Genomic DNA, 20,024 nt, shown 5'->3' with positions numbered 1-20,024 from the left:
CCGGGCTCAAATGTCCGATGGGGAAAAGACGTTCGACCTGACGGAGCAGCCGTGGATTCCCGTGCTGCTGACCGACGGCCGCGAGAGCGAGCTGTCGCTACGGGAGGCGTTCGCGCAGGCGGGCCGGATCAGGCGCCTGGCCGGCGACCTCCCCACCCAGGACTTCGCGCTCACCCGCCTGCTCCTGGCAATCCTCCACGACGCACTGGACGGCCCCGGCGACAGCGACGACTGGGCCGACCTGTGGGAGGACCCGGACGCCCTGGCCCCGGCCCTGCCCTACCTGGACAAGCACCGGGACCGCTTCGACCTGCTGCACCCGCACGCGCCGTTCTTCCAGTGCGCCGGGCTGCGGACCGGCAAGGACGAGGTCTTCCCGCTGAACCGGATCGTGGCGGACGTGCCCAACGGCAACGCGTTCTTCACCGCCCGCTTCCCGGGCGTCGAACGGATCGGCTTCGCCGAAGCGGCCCGCTGGGTGGTCCACGCGCACGCCTACGACACGTCGGGCATCAAGACCGGAGTGGAGGGCGACCCGCGGGCCAAGGCCGGCAAGGCCTACCCGCAGGGACCGTCATGGGCCGGCAACCTCGGCGGCGTCCTCGCCGAAGGCGACACCCTGCGCGAGACGCTGCTGCTGAACCTGATCGCCGCCGACCAGTGGAAGACGAAGCGGCCGGACCTGCCCGCCTGGCGGCGCCCGCCCGCCGGCCCCGGCGCTGCCGACGACCTGGCCTTGCGACCCGCCGGCCCCCGCGACCTCTACACCTGGCAGTCCCGCCGCATCCGCCTGCACACCGACAACGAGGGCGTGAACGGCGTCGTCCTCACCTACGGCGACCCCCTCGCCCCGCGGAACAAGTTCGACGCCGAGCCCATGACCGGCTGGCGTCGCAGCCTCGCGCAGGAGAAGAAGCTCGGCCAGTCGCCGGTGTACCTGCCCAGGGAGATGGATCCTGCGCGGGCCGCGTGGCGCGGCATCGGACCGCTGATCGCCGCCTCCGCCCCCGACCAGGGCCCGGCGGGCGAGCCCGCGCCGGAGCTGCGGCCGGGCCTGGTCCACTGGCTGGCCCGGCTGGAGACGGAGCGGATCCTGCCCCGGGGCCGGCTGATGCGGCTGCGGACGTTCGGCGCCGTCTACGGCACGCAGCAGTCCGTCGTCGACGAGATCACCACCGACACCGTGGCGTTCGCGCTGATCGTGCTCAGCGAGCGCGACTCGAGCCTGGGCCGGACCGCGCAGGACGCGGCCGGCGACGCGGACCTGGCCGTACGCGCCCTGGGAGACCTGGCGTCGGACCTCGCGCGGGCCGCGGGCAGCGAATCCGACGCACCGCGGGCGAGCGCCCGGGACGCCGGCTTCGGAGCCCTCGACGGCCCCTACCGGCTGTGGCTGGCCGGCATCCGTGACGGCGACGACCCTGCCGAGCTGCGGGCCCTCTGGCAGCGCCAGGCGCGGCAGACAGTCGCACGCCTGGGCGACGAGCTCGTCGCCCAGGCCGGAGACGTCGCCTGGCAGGGCCGGATCGTGACGGGCAACAAGGGCGAGACCTGGCTGAACACCTCGTCCGCCGACCTGTGGTTCCGTGCCCGGCTCCGGCGCGCCCTGTCGCTCGCCGTGCCGGACACCGCCGCAGAGGGAAGCGGCCCGGGCCCCACCTCGCCGCAAGCCGACTCCGCCGGCCAAGCCGACGTGGAGGCAGCGGAAGCCGAAAACCTCGACACCGCACCCGACCCTGAAAGGGCGCCCGCATGACCACCGCCCCACCGGCCCCCGCGCACCGCCGCCGGGCCCTCGGCCCGGTCGGCGACCTGGCCGGCAGCGAGATCGGCCGCCTGCAGAAGGGCTACCTGGACGACCGCCCCGACGCGGTCGCCGCCCTCGCCCGGCTGCGCCGCGGCGCCGGCAAGGACGTCGCCGCCGTCCCCGACCTGTGGGGCCTGCTCGACACCGAGCCCCTCTACGACGATCCGGTGCTGCGTCAGGACGCCGCGCACACCGCCCTGTACACGGCCGCCACCCTGTACTCCCTGCACCAGCAGTCCCGCGGCACCCGCATGCACAAGGCCGGCGGCGACGAACTCGGCACCGCCGTGCGCCGCCTGATGCCCGGCAGCGACATGGACGAGCCGACCCGCAAGCGCTTCGTGAGGGCCGGGACCGCACAGACGCTCCCCGTGCTGGCCACCCGCCTGCGCGAGATCGTCCTGCTGCTGCGCCGCGAGGACCTCGCCCTCGACTACGCCCTGCTCGCCGAGCAGCTCTACCAGTGGCAGCAGCCCCCGTGGGGCCCGGACAGCGTCCGGCGCTCCTGGGGCCGCTCCCTGCACACCCACCGTGCCAAGTCCGCCGACCCGGCGAACGGCGACACGACCGCCGACGCCAGCACCGCCCCCACCGACACGCAGAAGGACAGCGCCCAGTGACCAGCCGCATCATCCTCGACGTGCACGCCCTGCAGAGCGTCCCGCCGAGCAACCTGAACCGCGACGACACCGGCGCGCCGAAGACCGCCGTGTACGGCGGCGCCACCCGCGCCCGGGTCTCCAGCCAGGCCTGGAAGCGCGCCACCCGCCGCTACTTCGACACCATCCTCGACCCGGCCGAGCTCGGCGTGCGCACCAAGCGGGTGGCGGAACTCCTCGCCGAGCGCATCACCGCCCTGACCCCGGGTATTGGTGAGGTCCAGGCGCTGGCGCTCGCGGCGGAGGTGCTGCAGACCGCGACCGGCTCCAAGATCGAGCCGCCCAAGCGCAAGGTCGAGCAGGCGAAGAAGAACGGCGACGCCGAGCCCGCGCCCGAGTCGTCGTACCTGATGTTCCTGAGCTCCCGCCAGCTCGACAACCTGGCCGCCCTGGCGGTGGAGGGCGCCGGCGACATCAAGGCGTTCCTGAAGGACAAGGACAACAAGGCCCGCGCCAAGAAGATCGCGGACGGGCGGCACTCCGTCGACATCGCCCTGTTCGGCCGGATGGTCGCCGACTCCACCGACATCAACGTCGACGCCGCCGCCCAGGTCGCCCACGCCATCAGCGTGCACCGCGCCGAGACCGAGTCGGACTACTTCACCGCCGTCGACGACCGCAACAGCGACGCCGAGCCGGGCGCCGGCATGATCGGCACCGTCGACTTCAACTCCGCCACCCTCTACCGGTACGCGGCCCTCGACGTCGACCTGCTGGAGCGCACCCTCGGCAAGGGCCTCGACGAGAACGAGGCCCCCGCCACCCCGGTGCGCCGCGCCGTCGAAGCGTTCCTGGAGGCCTTCGTCTCCTCCCTGCCCACCGGCAAGATCAACACCTTCGGCAACCACACCCTCCCCGACGCCGTCGTCGTCACCCTGCGCACCGCCCGGCCGATCAGCTTCGTCTCCGCCTTCGAGAAGCCCGTCGCCCCCGACGCCGACGGCGGCCACCTGGAGCCGGCGTGCGCCCGCCTCGCCGACTGGGTCCCCGAGATCGAACGGGTCTACGGCGACGACGACGCCCGGACCTGGATCCTTCGCGTGGGCCCCTCCACCGCCAAGCTCTCCTCCCTCGGCGACGAGGCCCCCCGCCTGGCCAGCCTGGTCGCCGGCGTCGGCGCCGCCGTGGCCGAACGCCTGGAGCGGCGCGGATGAGCGTGCTGGCCCTGCAGCTGGCCGGCCCCCTGCAGTCGTGGGGGGCCTCGTCGCGGTTCGCCAGGCGCACCACCGAGAGCGCGCCGACCAAGAGCGGTGTGATCGGGATGCTCGCCTCCGCGTCCGGCGTCGAACGCGGCGACGACGCCCGGCTCGCCGAACTCGCCGCCCTGCGCTTCGGGGTGCGCGTCGACCAGCCCGGCACCCGCCTGCGCGACTACCAGAGCGCCCAGCACTTCGACACCGACGAGTCGATGCCGCTGTCCGAGCGCTTCTACCTCGCCGACGCCGTGTTCGTCGCCGCCGTCGAAGGCTCGGCCCCGCTGATCGCCCGCTTGGCAGAGGCCGTGCGGGCCCCCGCCTTCCTGCCCTACCTCGGACGCCGCTCCTGCCCGCCGGCCCGGCCCCTGGACCTTCCTGACGGCCTGTCGGTCCACGACGAAGGCGACCTCGACACCGTCCTGGCCCGCCTGCCCTGGCAGGCCTCCGACTGGTACCAGCGCCGGCAGCGGCAGCAGCCCGCCGTCGACCTGGCCGTCCTGACCGAAATCCCGCAGGGCGGCGACGGCCCCGGCACGCCCGCCCGGGGCGACACCCTGCGCGACCAGCCGCTCAGCTTCGACCCGCGCCACCGCCGCCACGGCCTTCGCACCGTCCACGCCGGCACCGTGACCGTGCCGAACCCCCATGGCCGGCCGCGCACCGCCTCGGCCGCCGTGCCCGCCCACGACCCGACCGGACACCTGGATATCGCCTGATGTACCTGACCCGCTTCCGCTTCAACACCGCGCGTGCGGACGCCAGGCGGCTGCTGTCCTCGCCGCAGAACCTGCACGCCGCGGTCATGTCGTCCTTCCCCGAGCTCCTGCCCACCGCACCGGGCGCACGCGTCCTGTGGCGGACCGACCACAACGCCTCCGCCGAGGTGCAGCTGTACGTCGTCAGCCCGTCCCGGCCCGACCTCACCCACCTCGTCGAACAGGCCGGCTGGCCCGCCGCGGCCGCCACCGGAACAGCCGGCTGGCAGACCTACGCCTACACGCCGTTCCTGGAACGCCTCGACAAAGGCACCTGCTGGAACTTCCGCCTGACCGCCAACCCCGTCCACCACGCCCGCACGAAGGACGGAGAACCGACCAAGCGCACCGCCCACGTCACCGCCCGCCACCAGATGCAGTGGCTGTTCCAGCGTCAGGAAGCCAGTGGGTTCCGCATCGCGGCCAAACCGGAGGAGCGCAGGCACACCGAACACGGCGACGAGTACCAGCTCGCCGTACACGGTCAACGCAACCTCGCCTTCTCCAAGCGCGGTACCAGCGGCAGGGTCACCCTCACCGCCGTCACCTTCGACGGCCGCCTGGAGGTCACCGACCCCGACGCCCTGCGCGGCGTACTGACCGGCGGCCTCGGCAAGGCCAAGGCCTACGGCTGCGGCCTGATGACCCTCTCCCCGATCGGCTGACCCGGTGAGCACTGTCAGCCGCCGACCGGCCGGCGGCCCGTGCGAACTCGCCCGCGCCGCCGACCGGCTCTCCTTCCTCTACCTGGAACGCTGCACCATCCACCGCGACTCCAACGCGCTCACCGTCGAAACAGCGGAGGGCACCACCCACATCCCCTCCGCCACCATCGGCACACTCCTCCTGGGGCCCGGCACCCGCATCACCCACCAGGCGATGAGTGTCCTCGGAGAGACCGGCGCGGGCGTGGTCTGGGTCGGCGAGCACGGCGTCCGCTACTACGCGGCAGGCCGTTCCCTGTCCCGTTCCTCGGCCCTGGCCGAAGCCCAGGCCGCCCGCTGGGCGAACCCGCGTACCCGTCTGGAGACCGCCCGGGCCATGTACCGGCTGCGCTTCCCCGGCGAGGACCCAGCGGGCCTCACGCGGCGGGAACTGCTCGGCCGTGAAGGCACCCGAATGAGGGACTGCTACCGCGCCGAAGCCGCCAGAACCGGCATCCGCTGGAGAGGACGCCACTACACCCCTGGTGACTTCTCCTCCGGGGATCCCGCCAACCAGGCCATCACGGCGGCCGCTCAAGCCATGTACGGCGTCTCGCACGCTGTGATTGCCGCGCTCGGCTGCTCGCCCGCCCTCGGGTTTGTTCACTCCGGCCACGAATTGTCCTTCGTCCTCGACATCGCCGACCTCTACAAGACCGACGTCGGAATCCCCGTTGCCTTCGATGTCGCAGCCGAGTCTCCTGAGGACATCGGCGCTCGTACCCGCCGCGCCCTGCGCGACCGCATCCACGAGCTGCGCCTGCAGGAGAGGATCGTTGCCGACATCCGCCGCCTGTTGGCTGTCGAATCGGCGACCAACGACGAGGACACGGTCAGCCTCCAGTCCGACCACGGGCAACACGTTGCCGCAGGAGTCAACTACGGAGAGGGCAACTGGTGACAGTCATCGTCCTCACCAACTGTCCCGTCGGACTGCGGGGCTTGCTCACCCGCTGGCTCCTCGAAATCTCCGCCGGAGTTTTCATCGGCTCCCCATCCGCACGGGTACGGGACGTTCTGTGGGCAGAAGTCCGGCAGCACGCGGGCCAAGGCCGGGCTCTCCTGATCCACACTTCGAACACCGAGCAGGGCTTCACCTTCCACACCCACGACCACGCCTGGAAACCTGTGGACCACGAAGGCCTCACCCTCATCCACCGGCCGAACACCAACTCAACCTCGGTGTCCAGTCCCCCTAAGCAAGGCTGGAGCACTGCGTCCAAGCTACGCCGCTTCGGACGATGAATCACAGTAGGGCATTTTGGGCAGAAAAGCCTTTATGTCCGAATCTATTAAAGTTGCATTCCGGCGCCAAACCGACAGGTAAACCCGCAGGTCATCAAGCTGCTCCCCGCGCCCGCGGGGATGGCCCCCGGGCCTTCGCCGCGGCCTTCTCCTCGGCGCTCTGCTCCCCGCGCCCGCGGGGATGGCCCCCTTGACGCCCCATCCCGATGGTCCAAGGGAAGCTGCTCCCCGCGCCCGCGGGGATGGCCCCCCGCCGTGCTGTGGGCGCTGGTCCGGCACGCCCTGCTCCCCGCGCCCGCGGGGATGGCCCCACCATGACCGACCCCGTCCGCACCGCCTACGACTGCTCCCCGCGCCCGCGGGGGTCTGCCCCGGGGCCGAGCCAGCGGCGGGCGGCCATGCGGGGCTGGGTACAGTCGAGGAGGTGCTCGACCGCGCGGTGCGGGGCGGACAGTGGTCGATCGTCCGCTTCGCGCTGCGGGCGCTGCGGCAGTTCGGGTCGGCGGCGGCGTCTGCCCGGTCGGCGATTCGTGCGCTGGCGTCCCCCGGCGGGCTGGGGGACGCTGAGACGGCGCTCGCCGCGGTCACCGCGCTCTGCGCGGTCGGTGCCGACCCGGACGAGGTCCTGCCGCTGCTGCCGCCCGGGCTGGATGGCGACGGCGGGCCGTTCAGGGCCGGCGACATCGACGGCGTCGCGAGCCTGCTCGGCGCGATCGGCGCCGGGCGCAGCCAGGTCAGGGCGTGCACCGCGCCTTCGTGGTTGTCCAGGCGCGGTCTCCTCGCCGGCGCGAAGGCGGGTCTCCGAGGCCGGTAGAGAGCAGCGGCGACGTGCCGCGGCGGGGCTGGCTGTGGCGGTCCGCGGCCAGGATTCTGTGGTCGTGGTGGTGCCGGGTGCGGCCGTCACCGAAGTCCTCCAGCCCCTTGCTGGGGTCCTCGCCGGTCGGGGGGTCTCCGAGCGCCTGGTCATGGGCGAGGCGGTGGTGGAAGCCCGCCTGGTGTGCTTCTGCGGCAGGCTCGGCGTCGGCTTCCGTGCCTCTGTCGTCGTGGCCGGCTTGGCGTCGGGGTTGATTCAGGCTGCGGAGCGCTGAGTTGATGCTTGGTCACTTGTTGTCGATCTCTTGACCGGGAATTGGTAGGGTACTGACCGAGTCGTCACGGGGGAGATCGGAACGGCGACTCGCAGTGACACTCATGGGGGGAACATGGGGGAATCAACGGCCGCTGCCCGGACTGGGGCCAGCGGATCCGGCGGCGCGCGCACACCGGATCTTCCGTCGGGCGTACTCAGGGTGTCTCCGGGCGAGATGCGTTCGTGGGCCGCGTCCGTCCGGGAGATCGGGACGTCCTTCCGCGCGGCGGGTTCGACCGTCGACGGGGAGACCACCGACGCGTACGTGGCGCTGTCGGGCTGGCTCAGCGGCCCAGCTCTGCGGGAGCGCTCGATCCGGTGGGACGACCAGGAGAGCATCCTCGGCAACCTGCTCGCCGATGTCGCCGACCGGCTGGAGCGCACCGCCGACAACTACAGCGCCGCCGAGATTTCCGCGCAGAACCATGTCGCCGCCGTGCGCGGGGGGTGGTGACGGATGCTCACCTTCGAGGCCGTGATGGAGGCCAAGCTCGACCGGGTGACCGGTGCGGCCGAGGCGTGGGGCGCGCTGCGCAACCGCTATCTCGGACTGCACGACCAGCTGGTGCAGCAGGTGGTGAACCGGATGGCGGCCGGCTGGGAGGGCAGCACCGCCGCCCAGGCGCAGGCCCGGGTGGGCCGGGCCGCCGACCAGCTGAACGCCGCGGCCGAGGAAGCGGCGGACCTTGCCGCGCTGCTGAACGATGCGGCGGGCGAGTTCCGCGATGCGCAGAACCGGCTGCGGCAGCTGGTCGAGGAGGAGGCCCCCGCCGAGCAGCTGCGGATCACGGCCGCCGGCGAGGTCGTCGACGTGCGGCCCGAACCCGACGCGGCGCAGCAGCAGTCGGACGGTGATCTGGCCGGCGTGCTGGCTCGCCAGCAGGCCGTCATGCTGATGACCGCGAAGGTCAACGCGGTGTTGGCGCAGGCCACCCAGGCGGACCGGGCCACGGCCTGGGCGCTCGCGCAGGACCCGAACGGGGCGCGGGATGAGGGTTTCAACGCCGACGGGTTCAACGATCTCGACCAGGCCAGGGCCGCCGAGCGTGATCTCGCGGAGGCGCTCGACCTGGCCCGCAAGGGCGGGAAGCTGTCACCGGCCGAACTTGCCAGGCTCAACGCCCTGTTGGAGGCGCGCAAGGGCGACCAGGCGTTCGCGGAGGCGTTCGCCACCGGCTTGGGCGCGCGCGGCACCATGGAGTTCTGGCGGAGCGTCAACGATCCCGGCCAGTACGGCGATCCGTTCGGCGGCCCGTTCGGCGCCCAGGTGCCGGGGCGGGCGGAGACGATGGCGAAGCTCCAGGCCTCCCTGGGCGAGACCCTGGGCACGGCCACCCAGAGCGGCAGTCAGGCGATGGGCGACTGGAAGAAGGAGATGATCGGGCTTGGCCCCGAACGGATGGCTGGCGGCGGCTACGACCCGAACGGGTTCCAGCTGATGGGCAGTCTGATGCGCACCGGCGTGTATGACAGCGGTTTCCTCAACGAGTTCGGCACGGCGCTGGTCGACACCGAGCGGAGCGCGGGCAAGGGCGCCACCACCGGGTACGTGTGGCAGCTCGACGGCGGCGCGGCGAACTGGGACCACCTCGCGGAGCGCGGCACCACCGCCGACCCGATGGCGGGGTTCGCCGTCGCCCTCGGCAACAACCCGGACGCGGCGACCGCGTTCCTCGACCCCGGCCCGGGTGGCGCCAACGACCACCTCAAGTACCTCCTCAAGGACCGCGAGTGGCCCCTCGACGCGGGGAACGGGACGTTCCACGCGACGTCCGGCCCGCTCGGGCCCGCCCTCGAGGCGGCCGCCACCGGCGATCCGGCCGGCCAGGCCGACGGCGACCGCCGGCACACCGAGGCCCAGGCGCGGGTGGCCCAGGCGACCCTGATCGCGATCGATCCCGAGGCCGGCGAGGAGAAGCTTCCCGGCGGCCTCGAAGGCCCAATCGCCAACGTGCTCGCGGACTATGTGGACGACACCCACGCCGCGCTCGGCGGCGTCGACGACAGGCAGCCCGGCGGGGCGACGAACGGGTCCGTGTACGCCACGCCGGACGGCTCCTCGCACATCGCGGTCAACCAGGGCACCCTGATCCGGGTGATGCGCGGCGCGGCGGAGGACCCCGACGCGTACGCCGTGCTGCACACCGCGGAGACCCGCAAGGTGTCGGAGGTGCTGCAGGACATCCCGCCGGGTGCGAGCGAGACCCAGCAGCGCGATCAGATCCAGCAGAGCGCCGCGGCCCTTTCGGTGTACGACGCGATCCGGGACGACATCCGGTACGACAAGCGCGACGACGACAACGACGCCGTCGAGTGGAACGCCAAGGTGGTGCAGAGCGTCGTGGCGGTAGCCGACATCCCGGCCGGGCCGGCCAAGGACGTCATCGACCCGCTGACGGACACCTGGCTGACCTCGGTCGTGAACGACAGCAAGAAGGCGAACGACAACAAGGCGCTGGCCGAGGTGGGCCGTCAGGACCTGGAGGCGAAGGGCCAGCTCAAGTTCCAGATCGGCGAGTGGGCCAGGCAGCGTGGCGATGCGGCGGACGGGTCGTCCGTCAACGTGCTGCAGCGCGAGGCCGAGAACACCCGCGGCACTTCCTACAACTCCGCCATCGAGGCACTGAGGGGCCACTCATGACGCCGGACCAGTTCAGCGTGCCGGTCCCGCCGAGGCCGGCTGTCCCGCCGATGCCGCCGGGCCGGCCGGCGGTGCGGCAGGTAGGGGGGAACCGGCGGCGGTGGGCCTGGCTCGGGGCGGTGCTGCTCGTGGCGGGGGCGCCGACCGGGTGGTACTTCGGCGGCGGGTACGACCGGTGGCAGGACGGGCGTTCGCTGCAAGGGCTGTGCGGGGGAGCGGTGGACACCGCCGAAGTGAAGGACCTGCTCGGCGGGGCAGGGCGGCTGCGCGGCCACGAGGTCTCCCCGGAAGGGTGGCTCGCCAACTGCGGGCTGACGGCGCCGGACCGGTCGGGGACGCTCTCGGTCGACGTCGCCTGGGACGTGCCGCGGGCGTACGACGCCATGTTCAAGCTCCGGCGCACCCGCGCGGTCCGGGCCGAGGGCGTGCCGGTGGTACCGGTAGGTGCGGGGTGGGCGGGAGTGATGTCGGCCGCCGGCGACGACCGGGCAGACCTGGTGCTGGCGTTGTCCTGCACCGGGAAGCAGGCCGGCCGGCAGCTGATCGTCAGCCTGACCGCCGACCCGACACGGGATCCCGACGGGCCGAAGGACGACCTCGCGTCGGCCGAGCAACGCGCCCGGCTGGGCCGGATCGGCGCCCGGACCGCGCAGCGGGCCAACGACATCTGGAGCTGCGGCGCCCCGCTCGGCGGGAAGGTCGAGCAGGTGCCGGGCCGGGCGGACATCGTGACCGCCCAGCTCGGGAAGGCGACCGGCACCTGCGCCGGGATCGCCGGGCAGGTGCGCGAGAGCCCGGCCGACGGCACCGCGCCGATCGAGGACTGTGCCGTCCTGATGCCCGACGACCCCAAGACCGTCGGCCTGAGGCTTTCCGCCTACTACCCTCCCTTCGCCGACCAGGCCAAGGACGGCGTCGGCCTGGACCGGGGATCGACCGAACCGGGCGTCGACGGAAGCCTCAGCTGGGCGACCGCGAAGTGCCCCGGCGGCACGGCCGTGTACCTGGGGAACCGCCTCGAACCAATGAACGCCGCGGCGCGGGACGCCCTCGCCGCATTCGCCCGGCACTCCGCCGAGCGCCACGGCTGCTCGGCACCGGCCCTGCCCTGACGGCCCGCCACCCCGGCACCCGCTGTGTCGAGGGCCCGCCGTTCCCGCCGCGGCGACGGCGCAGGTCTGCACGCCGGTGGTGAGCAGGTCGTGCAGACCGCCGGTGACATCGATGTACACGGCGAGCGCCGCGACCGGGGCGGAGACGGCGTGCTCGTTCTGCGTGCTGGAGCACCTGCACCGGGCGCTTCGCCGCCGGGACGAGTTCGCCAGCAACGGGGACCGGCGGGGTGACCCGCGGGCCGAAGTGCCGGCGGGCCACCCACGGGGAGGCAGCCGAGCCGGCCGTGTTGATCGCACCGCGCGGAAGACCACACGGAGTGCGGCCCGAAAAACCGTTCGCGACCCCAGGGGCATTGAGCGAAAACTGAAGGGCCGACCGCATCGGACAGGAAGAGTGGCCCAGCGCTGACGTACAACCGTGACACCCTGCCCTTCCCCGAGAACCGTGTGCCCCGCGTCACCTACGAGGGCATTCGGAACTGGGATGAGTTCGACCCGGCCCGCCACTCGTTCGCCTGGGACGAGGGCGAAGAGGAACGCCTCCGCTCGCTGGTCCGCGAGTGGGTGCCGCCCGTGCTCTCCGAGATGGCCGGCTGGTGGCAGGGCGAACGATGGTGCGAGAGCCAGGTGGACGCGGTCCTTCGGGAGCGGTACGGCACCTGGGCCTGGGGATGGAGCTGGTGCTATCGCGACGGCGGGCCCATCGGCAACTGGGTCAGCGGGCCGAGCTCGGTGACGACCCCCGACGAGACCGCAGAACGAGTCGTGTCCGCGCTGCTGGAGTGGCGGGGGTGGTTGGAGCGAACGGCCCAGCGTTTCGCCGAACTGGCGCCGCCGCCGAACGCCTCGCCCGAAGACCGCAGCTGGCATCTGGAGAGGGCCTGCGTCCGGCTCGTGACCCACACCCTGGACTCGGGCGCGGAGGGCGGCTGGTACGGGCAGGCCTCGGTCGTCCTGGGCTGGTTTCTCACCAGCACCGGCATGGACCGAGCCGAAGCCGCACGAGCAGTGGAGAGCGCGATCGGTGGCCGGTTCAAGAGCTGGGTCCATCCGGAACGGGCACTGATCGAATCCGTCGGCGAGGACCTCGCCGTCGGCCTCACCGGCCACGCCCCGTACCAGGACTACCGTGAGAGGGCGGCGCTGGAGGAACTCCACGACCGCTACTGACAGCCTTTCGGCCTGGCTGCGCGTGCGCCGCGAGGCCGACTGGCAGCGCGCACCGGCCCTTCAGCGAATCCCGCCCGACCGCGACGGCAGAGCGCTCTTATCCGGGTCGTTCGCCGGTCAGCTGCTGCCAACGGCCGCAGGCAGCATCCACTTCCCGTCGGGCCTGGAGGACGCGAAGGTTCAACTGGGCGGTGACCTGCTGTGCCTTCTGCTCGGCCCGGCGGCGGTCGCCGGTGTCGGCGGTGACGCGCTCCAGGTCCGCCTTGGCCTTGGGAATGAGGGCCCGGAGCCGCTGACTCGCGGCGCCGACGTTGGCGATGGCGTTGTGAACCTGGACGACGAAGGCCCGAACGTCCGCCTCCGGGGTGTTCTCCAGCGCGAGGGTGAGCAGCTCGCGTCGGCCGTCGTGCGGGGTCAGATAGATGTAGGCCTCCGTGGGGGAGTACTGGTCGTCGATCGTGAGCCCGAGGAGCGGGTGGGTGGTTTCGGTGCCGACCCGAAGGGCGCGCTCGTACAGGTCCAGGCGGTCCCCGAGGGAGTGGAGCAGCGCTCCGTTGAAGTCGGGGTCGCGCAGTGCGGCCAGGCGGAGCTCGGCTTTCCTCACTCGGGCCTGATGCTCGCGTGCGGCGTCGGCTGCGGCCGAGCGGGCGTGCTCCTGCTGGGCCGCCAGGTTGTGCTCGGCCCGGTACAGGTTCTCCCGGGCCGTGCTCAACTTCTGTCGCTCCTGGCTGTAGCGGGGGTCGAAGGCGTGCCGCCAGGTACCGGGGTAGCGGTTCCTCCGTCGGGCTGCGGCGACCAGGACGGCCAGGACTGGCAGGCCTGACCAGAACAGTGTGGTCCACACGGTTTCCGCCATGGCTTCTCCTCTGGGTGTGTGCGGGTGCGCTCCGGTCGCGGCGGTGGTGTCCGCGGTCTGCTGTCGGACGCGGGATCAGTGGGTGGCGACGGCGAAGGACGCGACGATGCCGTTGAGGAGAACCCGCCGGCTGCCGCTGTTCCGGGGCGGAAGGGCCGGAAACGAGGGTCGCGGTCAGTGGATGTTCTGGGTGAGGGAGGCCACGAAGTCCAGGATGGCCTGGCCGGCCGGGGTGGCGGCGATCAGGACGCCGAAGACCACGCAGCACACCGCGCTCAGCTTCTCGTCGAAGCGGGTGCGCGGCTGGGTCGGCCTGCGCAGGCGTAGCACGATGATGACGCCGAGGAGCGCGATCGCGCTGAAGGTGAACTGCATTGCCTACCTCAAGTGATGCTTCGGATGCTCTGGGTGAGAGTGCCAGAAGTGTGGCGGTCGTGGGGCGTGATCGGGAAGTTCGGCCTTGGGCAACACGGCCCGTTCGGCCACCGACCGCCGCGATCCGGCCGGTTGGACCCGACCGCCTGCGACGAGCGGCCGCCGCCTCCTACGCTCTCGGCCAGGATTCCGGCCCGGAGGAGGGGAGCGCCGTAGCCCGCAGGCCCGTTCGGCGACGCCGCAGCGCCAAGCGCCGCGCGCAGGCCCGTGATCACGGCATCGTCGTGTTCACCCTCGCCGCCGGCGCCGTGATCCTGGCTGTGCTCCTGGTCGGCTGGCTCCTGCACCACCTGGTGCTGCTGCTGGGCCTGCTGGTCGTCGCCTTGGCGGTCGTGCTGGTAGTGGTGCGCGGCCGGGTGGCGGCGTCGCGGCGGGAACACGAGGGCCAGGTCGCGCAGCTGCGACACCTCGGGGCGTTCCTCGCGATGGGCCCGAAGGAATTCGAGCACGCGCTGGCGGTGCTGTGCCGGCGCGACGGCTGCACGAAGGTCACGGTCGTCGGCGGCGCCGGTGACCTCGCTGCGGACGTCCTGGCCACCACGCCGGCCGGGCAGCGGATCCTGATCCAGGCCAAGCGGTACGGCCCGAAGACGCTGGTGGGCTCCCAGGACGTGCAGAAGGTCAACGGCACCTACCGCGACGTCCACCGCTGCGACCTCGCGCTGGTCGTCACGACCAGCACCTTCACCAGGGCCGCGGCCGCGTTCTGCGCCCAGGTCGGGATCCGTGCCGTCGACCGCCGGGCGCTGGCCCTGTGGGCAGAGGGAACCGCTCGGCCGCCTTGGAGTTGACCCGCATTCAGTACGGCGGGAGGCGGCCGGAGCTGCCCGGGTGGCGCCGGACGCTGGGCGCGGGAAGACCTTGGCCAGCTTGTGAGTCTCACCGCGGCGACGTTCTACGGCCGGCCGATCCGCTCGACTCTCCTTGCTGGCCGGTACTGGCAGTACCTGCTCGCCGCGAACCACGTGAAGAGCAACGTCCGCGTCGTCCCCTGACCTTGACGGAGGCCCACCATGATGCACACGATCTTCGTCGCCGCCCCCGAGGGCACCACGTGGCCGCTGAGAGGCCGGCAGGTCGAGCAACGCCTGGAGACGCGCTTCCCCGGCGTGCAGGTCTGGCACAAGTACGCGCCGGTGAGCCGCAGCGCCTACATCGACTTCGAGATCGACGTCGACGGCGAGCCCCGGCACGGCAGCTACTTCGACCACCGCCACCTGATCCTCCGCGACGCCGAGCCCGAGGCCTGGGCCGGCACCATCGCATGGTTCCTCGGCCTGCTCCCGCCGGGTGCGCACGCCGTCGCCATGGTCGAATCCAACCCGGACGAGATCCGCCCGATCCCGGCCGCAGTGACCGTCCAGCAAATCGCGGACCTCCTCGACGGCCTGGCCAACGACCACTGACGTCCCGTTGGCGGTGCGACGGAGGTGGGAGGCTGCCTCGTCAGCGATGCCGGCGACGTCCCGGCCACCACACCGGCCGGGCAGCGGATTCTCGTCTCGTCCAGGCCAGGCATCATGGCCCGAAGACGTTCATTGGCTCCCAGGGGACGTGCCACCTGTCCTGGGTCTTCCTTGGCAGTCCTTACGTGTCCTGCTGTGGTGGCCTGGAACTCCGTGCCGGTCTGGACTGGACCTTGGCTGACGAATAATCACTTGGTGGTTTATCGGAGCCGATTGAAGGCGGAAATCTGCGCCGAGGAGTCTTCGCGGGCCGTCGCCGACTGGCCGGAACCGGTTCCTGGGGTGGCAAGCCCTCTTCTGGCAGGTGTGCTGTTGCTCTACCCTGCGACTCCGGCCCGACGGGCCACCAGGGGGGCGACATGGAGACCGAACAGAGAGTGGTGCAGCGGAGCGGAGTGTTCTCTCGGCTGCTGATCGGAGTGGTCGCGGCAAGTTGGCTGCTCCTGCTGCACACCGTGATCCGGCAGAACCTGCACGGCGACTCGTTGGAGAACTGGCCCTGGAACATTGACTTGTTCGACATCCAGAGCGCCACGGCGGCTGTGCTTGCGGCTTCCGGTGCGTGGCTCGCCCGGGCTCAGTACGCGCGGGCCGTCCGTCCGGCGATCGGGTACTTCGCTCGGATCGTCGACGGCATCGGCCCTGCGGGCCAACTGGTCTGGGCCGTGCATGCGTTCAACGGCGCGCAGGACATGGCAACGGTGACCGAGATGGACTACTGGGTGACATTCACTGAGGACGCCCGCAGGGCCGGTGCCGTGGACTTCACAGACTGGGGGACGTCCGACGAGGCCTCGTCCGCGATCGAAACCAGAGGCCTGGTGCGCCGGGAGGACTTCACCCTGGACTTCATCGCGCGAGGCCGACCGATTCCGGGCCAGGGCCTGATGTTCATCGGTTGGTTCAACGAGAAGAGCCTGGGCGAGGTGGAGAACGTCTTCGTCCGGCTGCGGGCGATCGATCGGGTCGGCGACACACACGAACGGACACTCTCCCTGATGAAGGGGGTGGACCGGCACCCCCAGTATCCGGACCCGGCACCGTTCTGATGCAGGGCTGCAGAGCAGCCGTTGACTGCCCGGCGGGTTCTCGGAACCAGAGGATCAATGAGGCCAGGACGAGGTCGACTCGGTAGCGGACGGAGAGTCTGTTGAATCGGGTGGCGACGGCACGGAACTACTTGAGGCTCGGGAAACAGCGTCCGACCACGTTGCGGTCACGGTAGGCGATGCGGTCGAAGCGTGGGTGGCTGGCCACCGGCGGCTCCGCGCCGTTTGCGGTTGGCGGCCTGGTCGCGACGCTCGGGGACCACGGCGGTGATACCTGAACGCCGAAGCAGGCCGCGGATCGCCCTGCTTGATTAGGCTTTGTCGCCGAGCATGCGACCGGGTGCCGTGCCACGGGCGACCCGTCACCGCGTGCGGGACCCGGATCCCGTAGGACTCATACTGCTTCCCCGGCCCCGAAGGGCCGTGGTTCCTGACGAAGAACGTCTGCTGCATCCTTCTCCGGGTGTTCGGGATCTTGGGACGAAGGTAGATGGGATGGCTCTTGGATCTCGCCGTACGGGCAGCGGGGTCCCGGGACGGCCCCTCCGCTGCTGCTGGCGCTGCCGAACTGCGGACCGTACCACTGGCAGTGCCAAGACTTCGCCGTCGAAGGCGGCATCTGCGAACTTCGGGCGAGCCCTACTGCCCAGGAACAGGGTGGTACCCAGGTCGCCACCTGAAGACTGATGGCGATGCCCTCAGTCAGGTGCAGGACTGTCCATGCGTCCGTGCTGTGGTTGATGTCCGCCAGGAGAGGTTCGAGATCAAGTTCCGGACCTGCGCGGGTCGCTGAGGGCGTGTGCCGGTGAACAGCGATACGCAGTCGGCCTCAACAGCTGAGGTGACACCCGCAGTCGGCGAGGGAAGGAAGGGGGGCTGGCGTCTTTAGTAAGAGGCCGCAGGCGGCAAATGGCTTCTGACCTGCTGGTTTGTAAAGCGCAATGTCTGGTCCTAGCGGACATTGAAGAGGTCGAAGTGCCCCGTGGGCGGGGACAGTGAGCAGGAAGAGTTGCGGATCGCTGAAAGTTTTCCACAGTTCGCCTCCGTGCAGTCGCCGATGCAGCCGACGGGGAAGTGTCCCGGGCTCAGGACACTTCCAGCCCAAGTGTCCTCACCTCACGACTAAAACTTGCGACAGGCCGCAAGTCTTCTTGCGGTGGACGCTAACTTCGAGTCGGAGCGGGGCCCCTCGGGACCCTGCCCGAGCCTGCAAGAAGAAACTTGAAGATATCTGCAAGATTCGCTGATGTGCTCCCGCCCGCCGGTACTGCTCTGCGGCCGCCCGGTGTCGCCTCCCGTGGACAAGAGTTGCGACTCGCCGCATCGAAACTTCGAGCCATCCGCAAGTTCCGCTAGTGTCATGACGACCAATCCGTCTCAGGAGGCACCGTGCGAGCAGAACGACGGACCGGTCCTGCCGGCGCAGCACCCAAGCCCCGGCCGGTCCGATCCGCAGCCGAGCCCGAGCTCGTCAGCCTGCTCGACCGCTTCGGCGAACAGCTCGCGATGGACATCGCCGCGCAACCCGCCGGCCCGGCCGTCGACGAAGTCACCGTCAAGTTCCGCCCCCGCCGCGCCGCCCACGACATGGCCGGCTCCATGGGCTACTCGCTTACCAGCAACTGGTTCCTCGCCAAGGTCCTGGCCCGGTGCATCGTCGCGCACCGCCTCAGCCCGGTCGAAGTCGCGGTCCTGCTGCACATGATGGGCTCGCAGAACCGCGGACAGATCAACCAGACCCAGGTCGAGATGGCCAACGAGCTCGGCGTCGCCCGCAGCAGCGTCAACTCCGCCATCGGCAGGCTCTGCGAGCTCAACTACATCCGCCGGCACAAGAAGCGCGGCCAGTACGACGTCAACCCCCGCCTGTGCTTCCGCGGTAACGGTGACGAGCAGAACGGCGTCCTAGCCCTGGTCCGGGCAGAGAAGCTCGCCTCTGAGTTCCCCGATACGATCGGGCCCGATGACTTCGCCCGCGAGAGCTGAGGAGGACCCCATGGAGATCACCCCCTCCGGCGTGCTCGGCATGATCCCCCGCCTGAAGCTGACGCCGTCCGCGATTGCCGTGCTCGGCATCATGTCCGAACTGCAGCAGCCCGGCGGCGAAGTCCGCCACAGCCAGGTCGAGATGGCCGAACGGCTCGGCCTCGCCGAATCCGCCGTCAGCCGCGGAATGAAGTGCCTCGTCGACCGGCACCTCGTCATCCGCAGCGGCGACGGCCGCGGCCACAACTACCGGCTCCACCCGTTCATCGCCAAGTACAGCTCCCAACCCCAGATGGAAGCCGCGCTCCGCGAAGCCGCACTCGATGTCCGCGAAGGCCGCCTGCCGGACATCGCGGCCCCGCTCTACCGGAAGCAGCCGCCCCGCCCCACCGGGCGACCCAACCTCGTCGCCGTCTGACTCACCCAACGACCCGCCTGGGCGCCCACGCGCAGGCGGGCCTGACTTGGGCATGGGGTTCGGTCACTGGCTTCGCCGAAGGCGGAGTTCTGCCCAGGTCTCTGATCCGCCAGCAGGTTCAGGGGCGGGCACACGCTGAGCAGGCCGGCCGATGATTGCCGCCACCAAAGCCATGGCGGGTTCGACCCGGACAGCCTCGGCATGCCGCCCGTGTACACCCTCAACCTCTCCGCAGGCCAGCGCAGCACCCTGGAATGGCTCGTCAGCCACGGAGCGGTCTTCGACCTGATCAGTGCGGACGTCGACGAGATCGCCTTCGACTGCGGCACCTCCGCCTCCACCGTCTACGAGGCCCTCTCCCGACTCGAGACGCTGCAGCTGGTGGAGAACCCCGACCCCACCCACTACCGGGTCAACCCCCGCTACTTCTTCGCGTCCAACCCGGAAATCCGGCGTCTGGTCGGCGAAGCGCTGGAAGCCCCCCAGATCACCCCGGACGCCCGCGCCGCGGGCCCCCGCAAGATCGGCAACACCGAGGCCCGACGCCGACGCACCATCAAGGCCGTCCCCGATCGGGGAGCAGTAGATTCGGAAGCCACCTGCAGAGATAGCCGTCGAAGGGCTGGTTTTTCGGAGTTAGCATCCGGAAAACCAGCCCTTGGCACTCACCGTGCCGCTCATCGACGGCCCGCTGGGCCTGACGATCGACCAGGCCGAGGCCGACACCCTCCACCGCCTCGCCGCAGCCTGCCCCGACACCGAACTGACCGTCACACTCGCCCGCTGACCACCAACGCCTGCCCGCGGCGGCGGTGCTGGCGACGTCAGGCTCTCGGTGTGGGGTGAACACCCGTCAACTCGCCCACCAGTTCGTCCATCTGGGACGACGGTGCCACGTTCAACTCCCGCCGCAGGAAGTCCTGGTAGTCGCGGTAGCGTTTGATCGCGCTGGCCGGGTTGCCCTCGGCGATGTGGATCTCGATGACCCGGCGGTGGGCGGTCTCCCGGATCGGGTCGATGGCGATGGCCGCGAGGGCGGTCTGAAGCGCCGGCACATACCACTGGGCCGCTTGGAACTGCTGCGCCAGGCTTTCCAGGGCGTGCAGCCGCATCAGGTCCCAGCGTTCGCGGTCCAGCGTCAGCCACTCCTCCGGCCAGCCCGGCAGCAGTTCCGGGCGCAGACCGTCGATCAACTCATCGCAGCTGTAAGGGAGTTCATTCAGGCCGCCGATGATCAGCCGGGCCCATTCCCACCGTTCGTGCAGATCGACGCAGACCGTCGGTGAGAGCCGCAGCCGCTGGCCGATGCTGTCGATCACGGTCGCCGACCCGGCCGTGCGGCCCTGGCACAAGGCGGAGCGCAGGTTTGCCGCCGCGCGGCAGGGGGCGCAGT

At 71.0% G+C, this 20,024-nt stretch carries 23 protein-coding genes, 1 pseudogene and 1 CRISPR repeat array; of the genes and pseudogenes, 20 read left to right on the top strand and 4 right to left on the bottom strand.

All coding sequences use genetic code 11. The annotated features are described in order from the left end of the window. Window positions 1-10 precede the first annotated feature (10 nt). From casA to IEZ12_RS32480, 13 genes are all read left to right on the top strand, one after another. Entirely contained in the window at window positions 11-1,756 is a 1,746-nt protein-coding gene (casA, locus tag IEZ12_RS32540; protein WP_229848446.1) for a type I-E CRISPR-associated protein Cse1/CasA, read from the top strand. Next, the gene (gene casB, locus IEZ12_RS32535) at window positions 1,753-2,427 is read left to right on the top strand and encodes a type I-E CRISPR-associated protein Cse2/CasB (RefSeq protein WP_189277278.1); all 675 of its coding nucleotides are present in this window, start codon (window positions 1,753-1,755) and stop codon (window positions 2,425-2,427) included. The genes casA and casB overlap by 4 nt, the downstream gene beginning before the upstream one ends. After that, entirely contained in the window at window positions 2,424-3,620 is a 1,197-nt protein-coding gene (cas7e, locus tag IEZ12_RS32530; protein WP_189277275.1) for a type I-E CRISPR-associated protein Cas7/Cse4/CasC, read from the top strand. Before casB ends, cas7e begins: the two co-directional genes overlap by 4 nt. Continuing rightward, window positions 3,617-4,378: a type I-E CRISPR-associated protein Cas5/CasD gene (gene cas5e, locus IEZ12_RS32525; protein ID WP_189277274.1), complete on the top strand. Its 762-nt coding sequence runs from the start codon at window positions 3,617-3,619 to the stop codon at window positions 4,376-4,378. The genes cas7e and cas5e overlap by 4 nt, the downstream gene beginning before the upstream one ends. Continuing rightward, entirely contained in the window at window positions 4,378-5,082 is a 705-nt protein-coding gene (cas6e, locus tag IEZ12_RS32520) for a type I-E CRISPR-associated protein Cas6/Cse3/CasE (protein ID WP_189277272.1), read from the top strand. Before cas5e ends, cas6e begins: the two co-directional genes overlap by 1 nt. A 4-nt stretch (window positions 5,083-5,086) precedes the next feature. Then, a complete protein-coding gene (gene cas1e, locus IEZ12_RS32515) occupies window positions 5,087-6,022 on the top strand; it encodes a type I-E CRISPR-associated endonuclease Cas1e (RefSeq protein WP_189277271.1) in 936 nt (311 codons plus the stop codon). Next, on the top strand, window positions 6,019-6,366 hold the full coding sequence (gene cas2e, locus IEZ12_RS32510; RefSeq protein WP_189277269.1) for a type I-E CRISPR-associated endoribonuclease Cas2e: 348 nt from the start codon (window positions 6,019-6,021) through the stop codon (window positions 6,364-6,366). Before cas1e ends, cas2e begins: the two co-directional genes overlap by 4 nt. Before the next feature lie 99 nt (window positions 6,367-6,465). Further along, window positions 6,466-6,738: direct repeats of the CRISPR family, unit length 29 nt; unit sequence CTGCTCCCCGCGCCCGCGGGGATGGCCCC. Window positions 6,739-6,790: 52 nt separating this feature from the next. Further along, window positions 6,791-7,180 (top strand): hypothetical protein, encoded by a 390-nt coding sequence (locus tag IEZ12_RS32505; protein WP_189277267.1) that lies wholly within the window; start codon window positions 6,791-6,793, stop codon window positions 7,178-7,180. 64 nt (window positions 7,181-7,244) lie between these two features. Next, window positions 7,245-7,454, top strand: a complete 210-nt coding sequence (locus IEZ12_RS32500; RefSeq protein ID WP_189277265.1) for a hypothetical protein — start codon at window positions 7,245-7,247, stop codon at window positions 7,452-7,454. Between the two features lie 216 nt (window positions 7,455-7,670). Further along, a complete protein-coding gene (locus IEZ12_RS32495) occupies window positions 7,671-7,949 on the top strand; it encodes a hypothetical protein (RefSeq protein WP_189277262.1) in 279 nt (92 codons plus the stop codon). Window positions 7,950-7,952: 3 nt separating this feature from the next. Continuing rightward, entirely contained in the window at window positions 7,953-10,136 is a 2,184-nt protein-coding gene (locus IEZ12_RS32490) for a DUF6571 family protein (protein WP_189277260.1), read from the top strand. Window positions 10,137-10,255: 119 nt separating this feature from the next. Continuing rightward, the gene (locus IEZ12_RS32485; protein WP_189277258.1) at window positions 10,256-11,248 is read left to right on the top strand and encodes a hypothetical protein; all 993 of its coding nucleotides are present in this window, start codon (window positions 10,256-10,258) and stop codon (window positions 11,246-11,248) included. A gap of 450 nt (window positions 11,249-11,698) precedes the next feature. Beyond that, a complete protein-coding gene (locus tag IEZ12_RS32480; protein ID WP_189277256.1) occupies window positions 11,699-12,421 on the top strand; it encodes a hypothetical protein in 723 nt (240 codons plus the stop codon). Between the two features lie 97 nt (window positions 12,422-12,518). On the opposite strand, the gene IEZ12_RS32475 is transcribed toward IEZ12_RS32480, so the two are convergent. After that, the gene (locus tag IEZ12_RS32475) at window positions 12,519-13,277 is read right to left on the bottom strand and encodes a hypothetical protein (RefSeq protein WP_189277254.1); all 759 of its coding nucleotides are present in this window, start codon (window positions 13,275-13,277) and stop codon (window positions 12,519-12,521) included. Window positions 13,278-13,451: 174 nt separating this feature from the next. Next, entirely contained in the window at window positions 13,452-13,652 is a 201-nt protein-coding gene (locus tag IEZ12_RS32470) for a hypothetical protein (RefSeq protein WP_189277251.1), read from the bottom strand. 284 nt (window positions 13,653-13,936) lie between these two features. On the opposite strand from IEZ12_RS32470, the gene IEZ12_RS32465 reads away from it, so the two are divergent. From IEZ12_RS32465 to IEZ12_RS32455, 4 genes are all read left to right on the top strand, one after another. Beyond that, window positions 13,937-14,503: a restriction endonuclease gene (locus tag IEZ12_RS32465; RefSeq protein WP_229848445.1), complete on the top strand. Its 567-nt coding sequence runs from the start codon at window positions 13,937-13,939 to the stop codon at window positions 14,501-14,503. 81 nt (window positions 14,504-14,584) lie between these two features. Further along, complete coding sequence (locus tag IEZ12_RS40235; protein ID WP_268250290.1) at window positions 14,585-14,707, top strand: hypothetical protein; 123 nt, start codon at window positions 14,585-14,587, stop codon at window positions 14,705-14,707. An 18-nt stretch (window positions 14,708-14,725) separates the two neighbouring features. Beyond that, entirely contained in the window at window positions 14,726-15,118 is a 393-nt protein-coding gene (locus IEZ12_RS32460) for a hypothetical protein (RefSeq protein WP_189277249.1), read from the top strand. A gap of 419 nt (window positions 15,119-15,537) precedes the next feature. Further along, window positions 15,538-16,227, top strand: coding sequence for a hypothetical protein (locus IEZ12_RS32455; RefSeq protein WP_189277247.1), 690 nt, complete (start codon window positions 15,538-15,540; stop codon window positions 16,225-16,227). 31 nt (window positions 16,228-16,258) lie between these two features. Here IEZ12_RS32455 and IEZ12_RS39510 read toward each other — a convergent pair. Beyond that, a pseudogene (locus IEZ12_RS39510) lies at window positions 16,259-16,611 on the bottom strand (transposase family protein); the annotation flags it as partial. A 1,005-nt stretch (window positions 16,612-17,616) separates the two neighbouring features. Between IEZ12_RS39510 and IEZ12_RS32450 the strand changes: the two are divergent. From IEZ12_RS32450 to IEZ12_RS40230, 3 genes are all read left to right on the top strand, one after another. Next, on the top strand, window positions 17,617-18,213 hold the full coding sequence (locus tag IEZ12_RS32450) for a helix-turn-helix domain-containing protein (protein ID WP_189277245.1): 597 nt from the start codon (window positions 17,617-17,619) through the stop codon (window positions 18,211-18,213). Between the two features lie 10 nt (window positions 18,214-18,223). Next, complete coding sequence (locus tag IEZ12_RS32445; RefSeq protein WP_189277236.1) at window positions 18,224-18,631, top strand: hypothetical protein; 408 nt, start codon at window positions 18,224-18,226, stop codon at window positions 18,629-18,631. A gap of 658 nt (window positions 18,632-19,289) precedes the next feature. Then, window positions 19,290-19,418, top strand: a complete 129-nt coding sequence (locus IEZ12_RS40230; protein WP_268250289.1) for a hypothetical protein — start codon at window positions 19,290-19,292, stop codon at window positions 19,416-19,418. Between the two features lie 37 nt (window positions 19,419-19,455). On the opposite strand, the gene IEZ12_RS32440 is transcribed toward IEZ12_RS40230, so the two are convergent. After that, the coding region (locus IEZ12_RS32440; RefSeq protein ID WP_229848444.1) for an AfsR/SARP family transcriptional regulator at window positions 19,456-20,024 on the bottom strand (569 nt) is incomplete at its 5' end.

The organism is Kitasatospora griseola, from assembly GCF_014648555.1.
GTDB lineage: Bacteria > Actinomycetota > Actinomycetes > Streptomycetales > Streptomycetaceae > Kitasatospora > Kitasatospora griseola.
The sequence above is the reverse complement of the archived record's forward strand: the minus strand, read 5'-3'. Positions and strand labels throughout refer to the sequence as shown.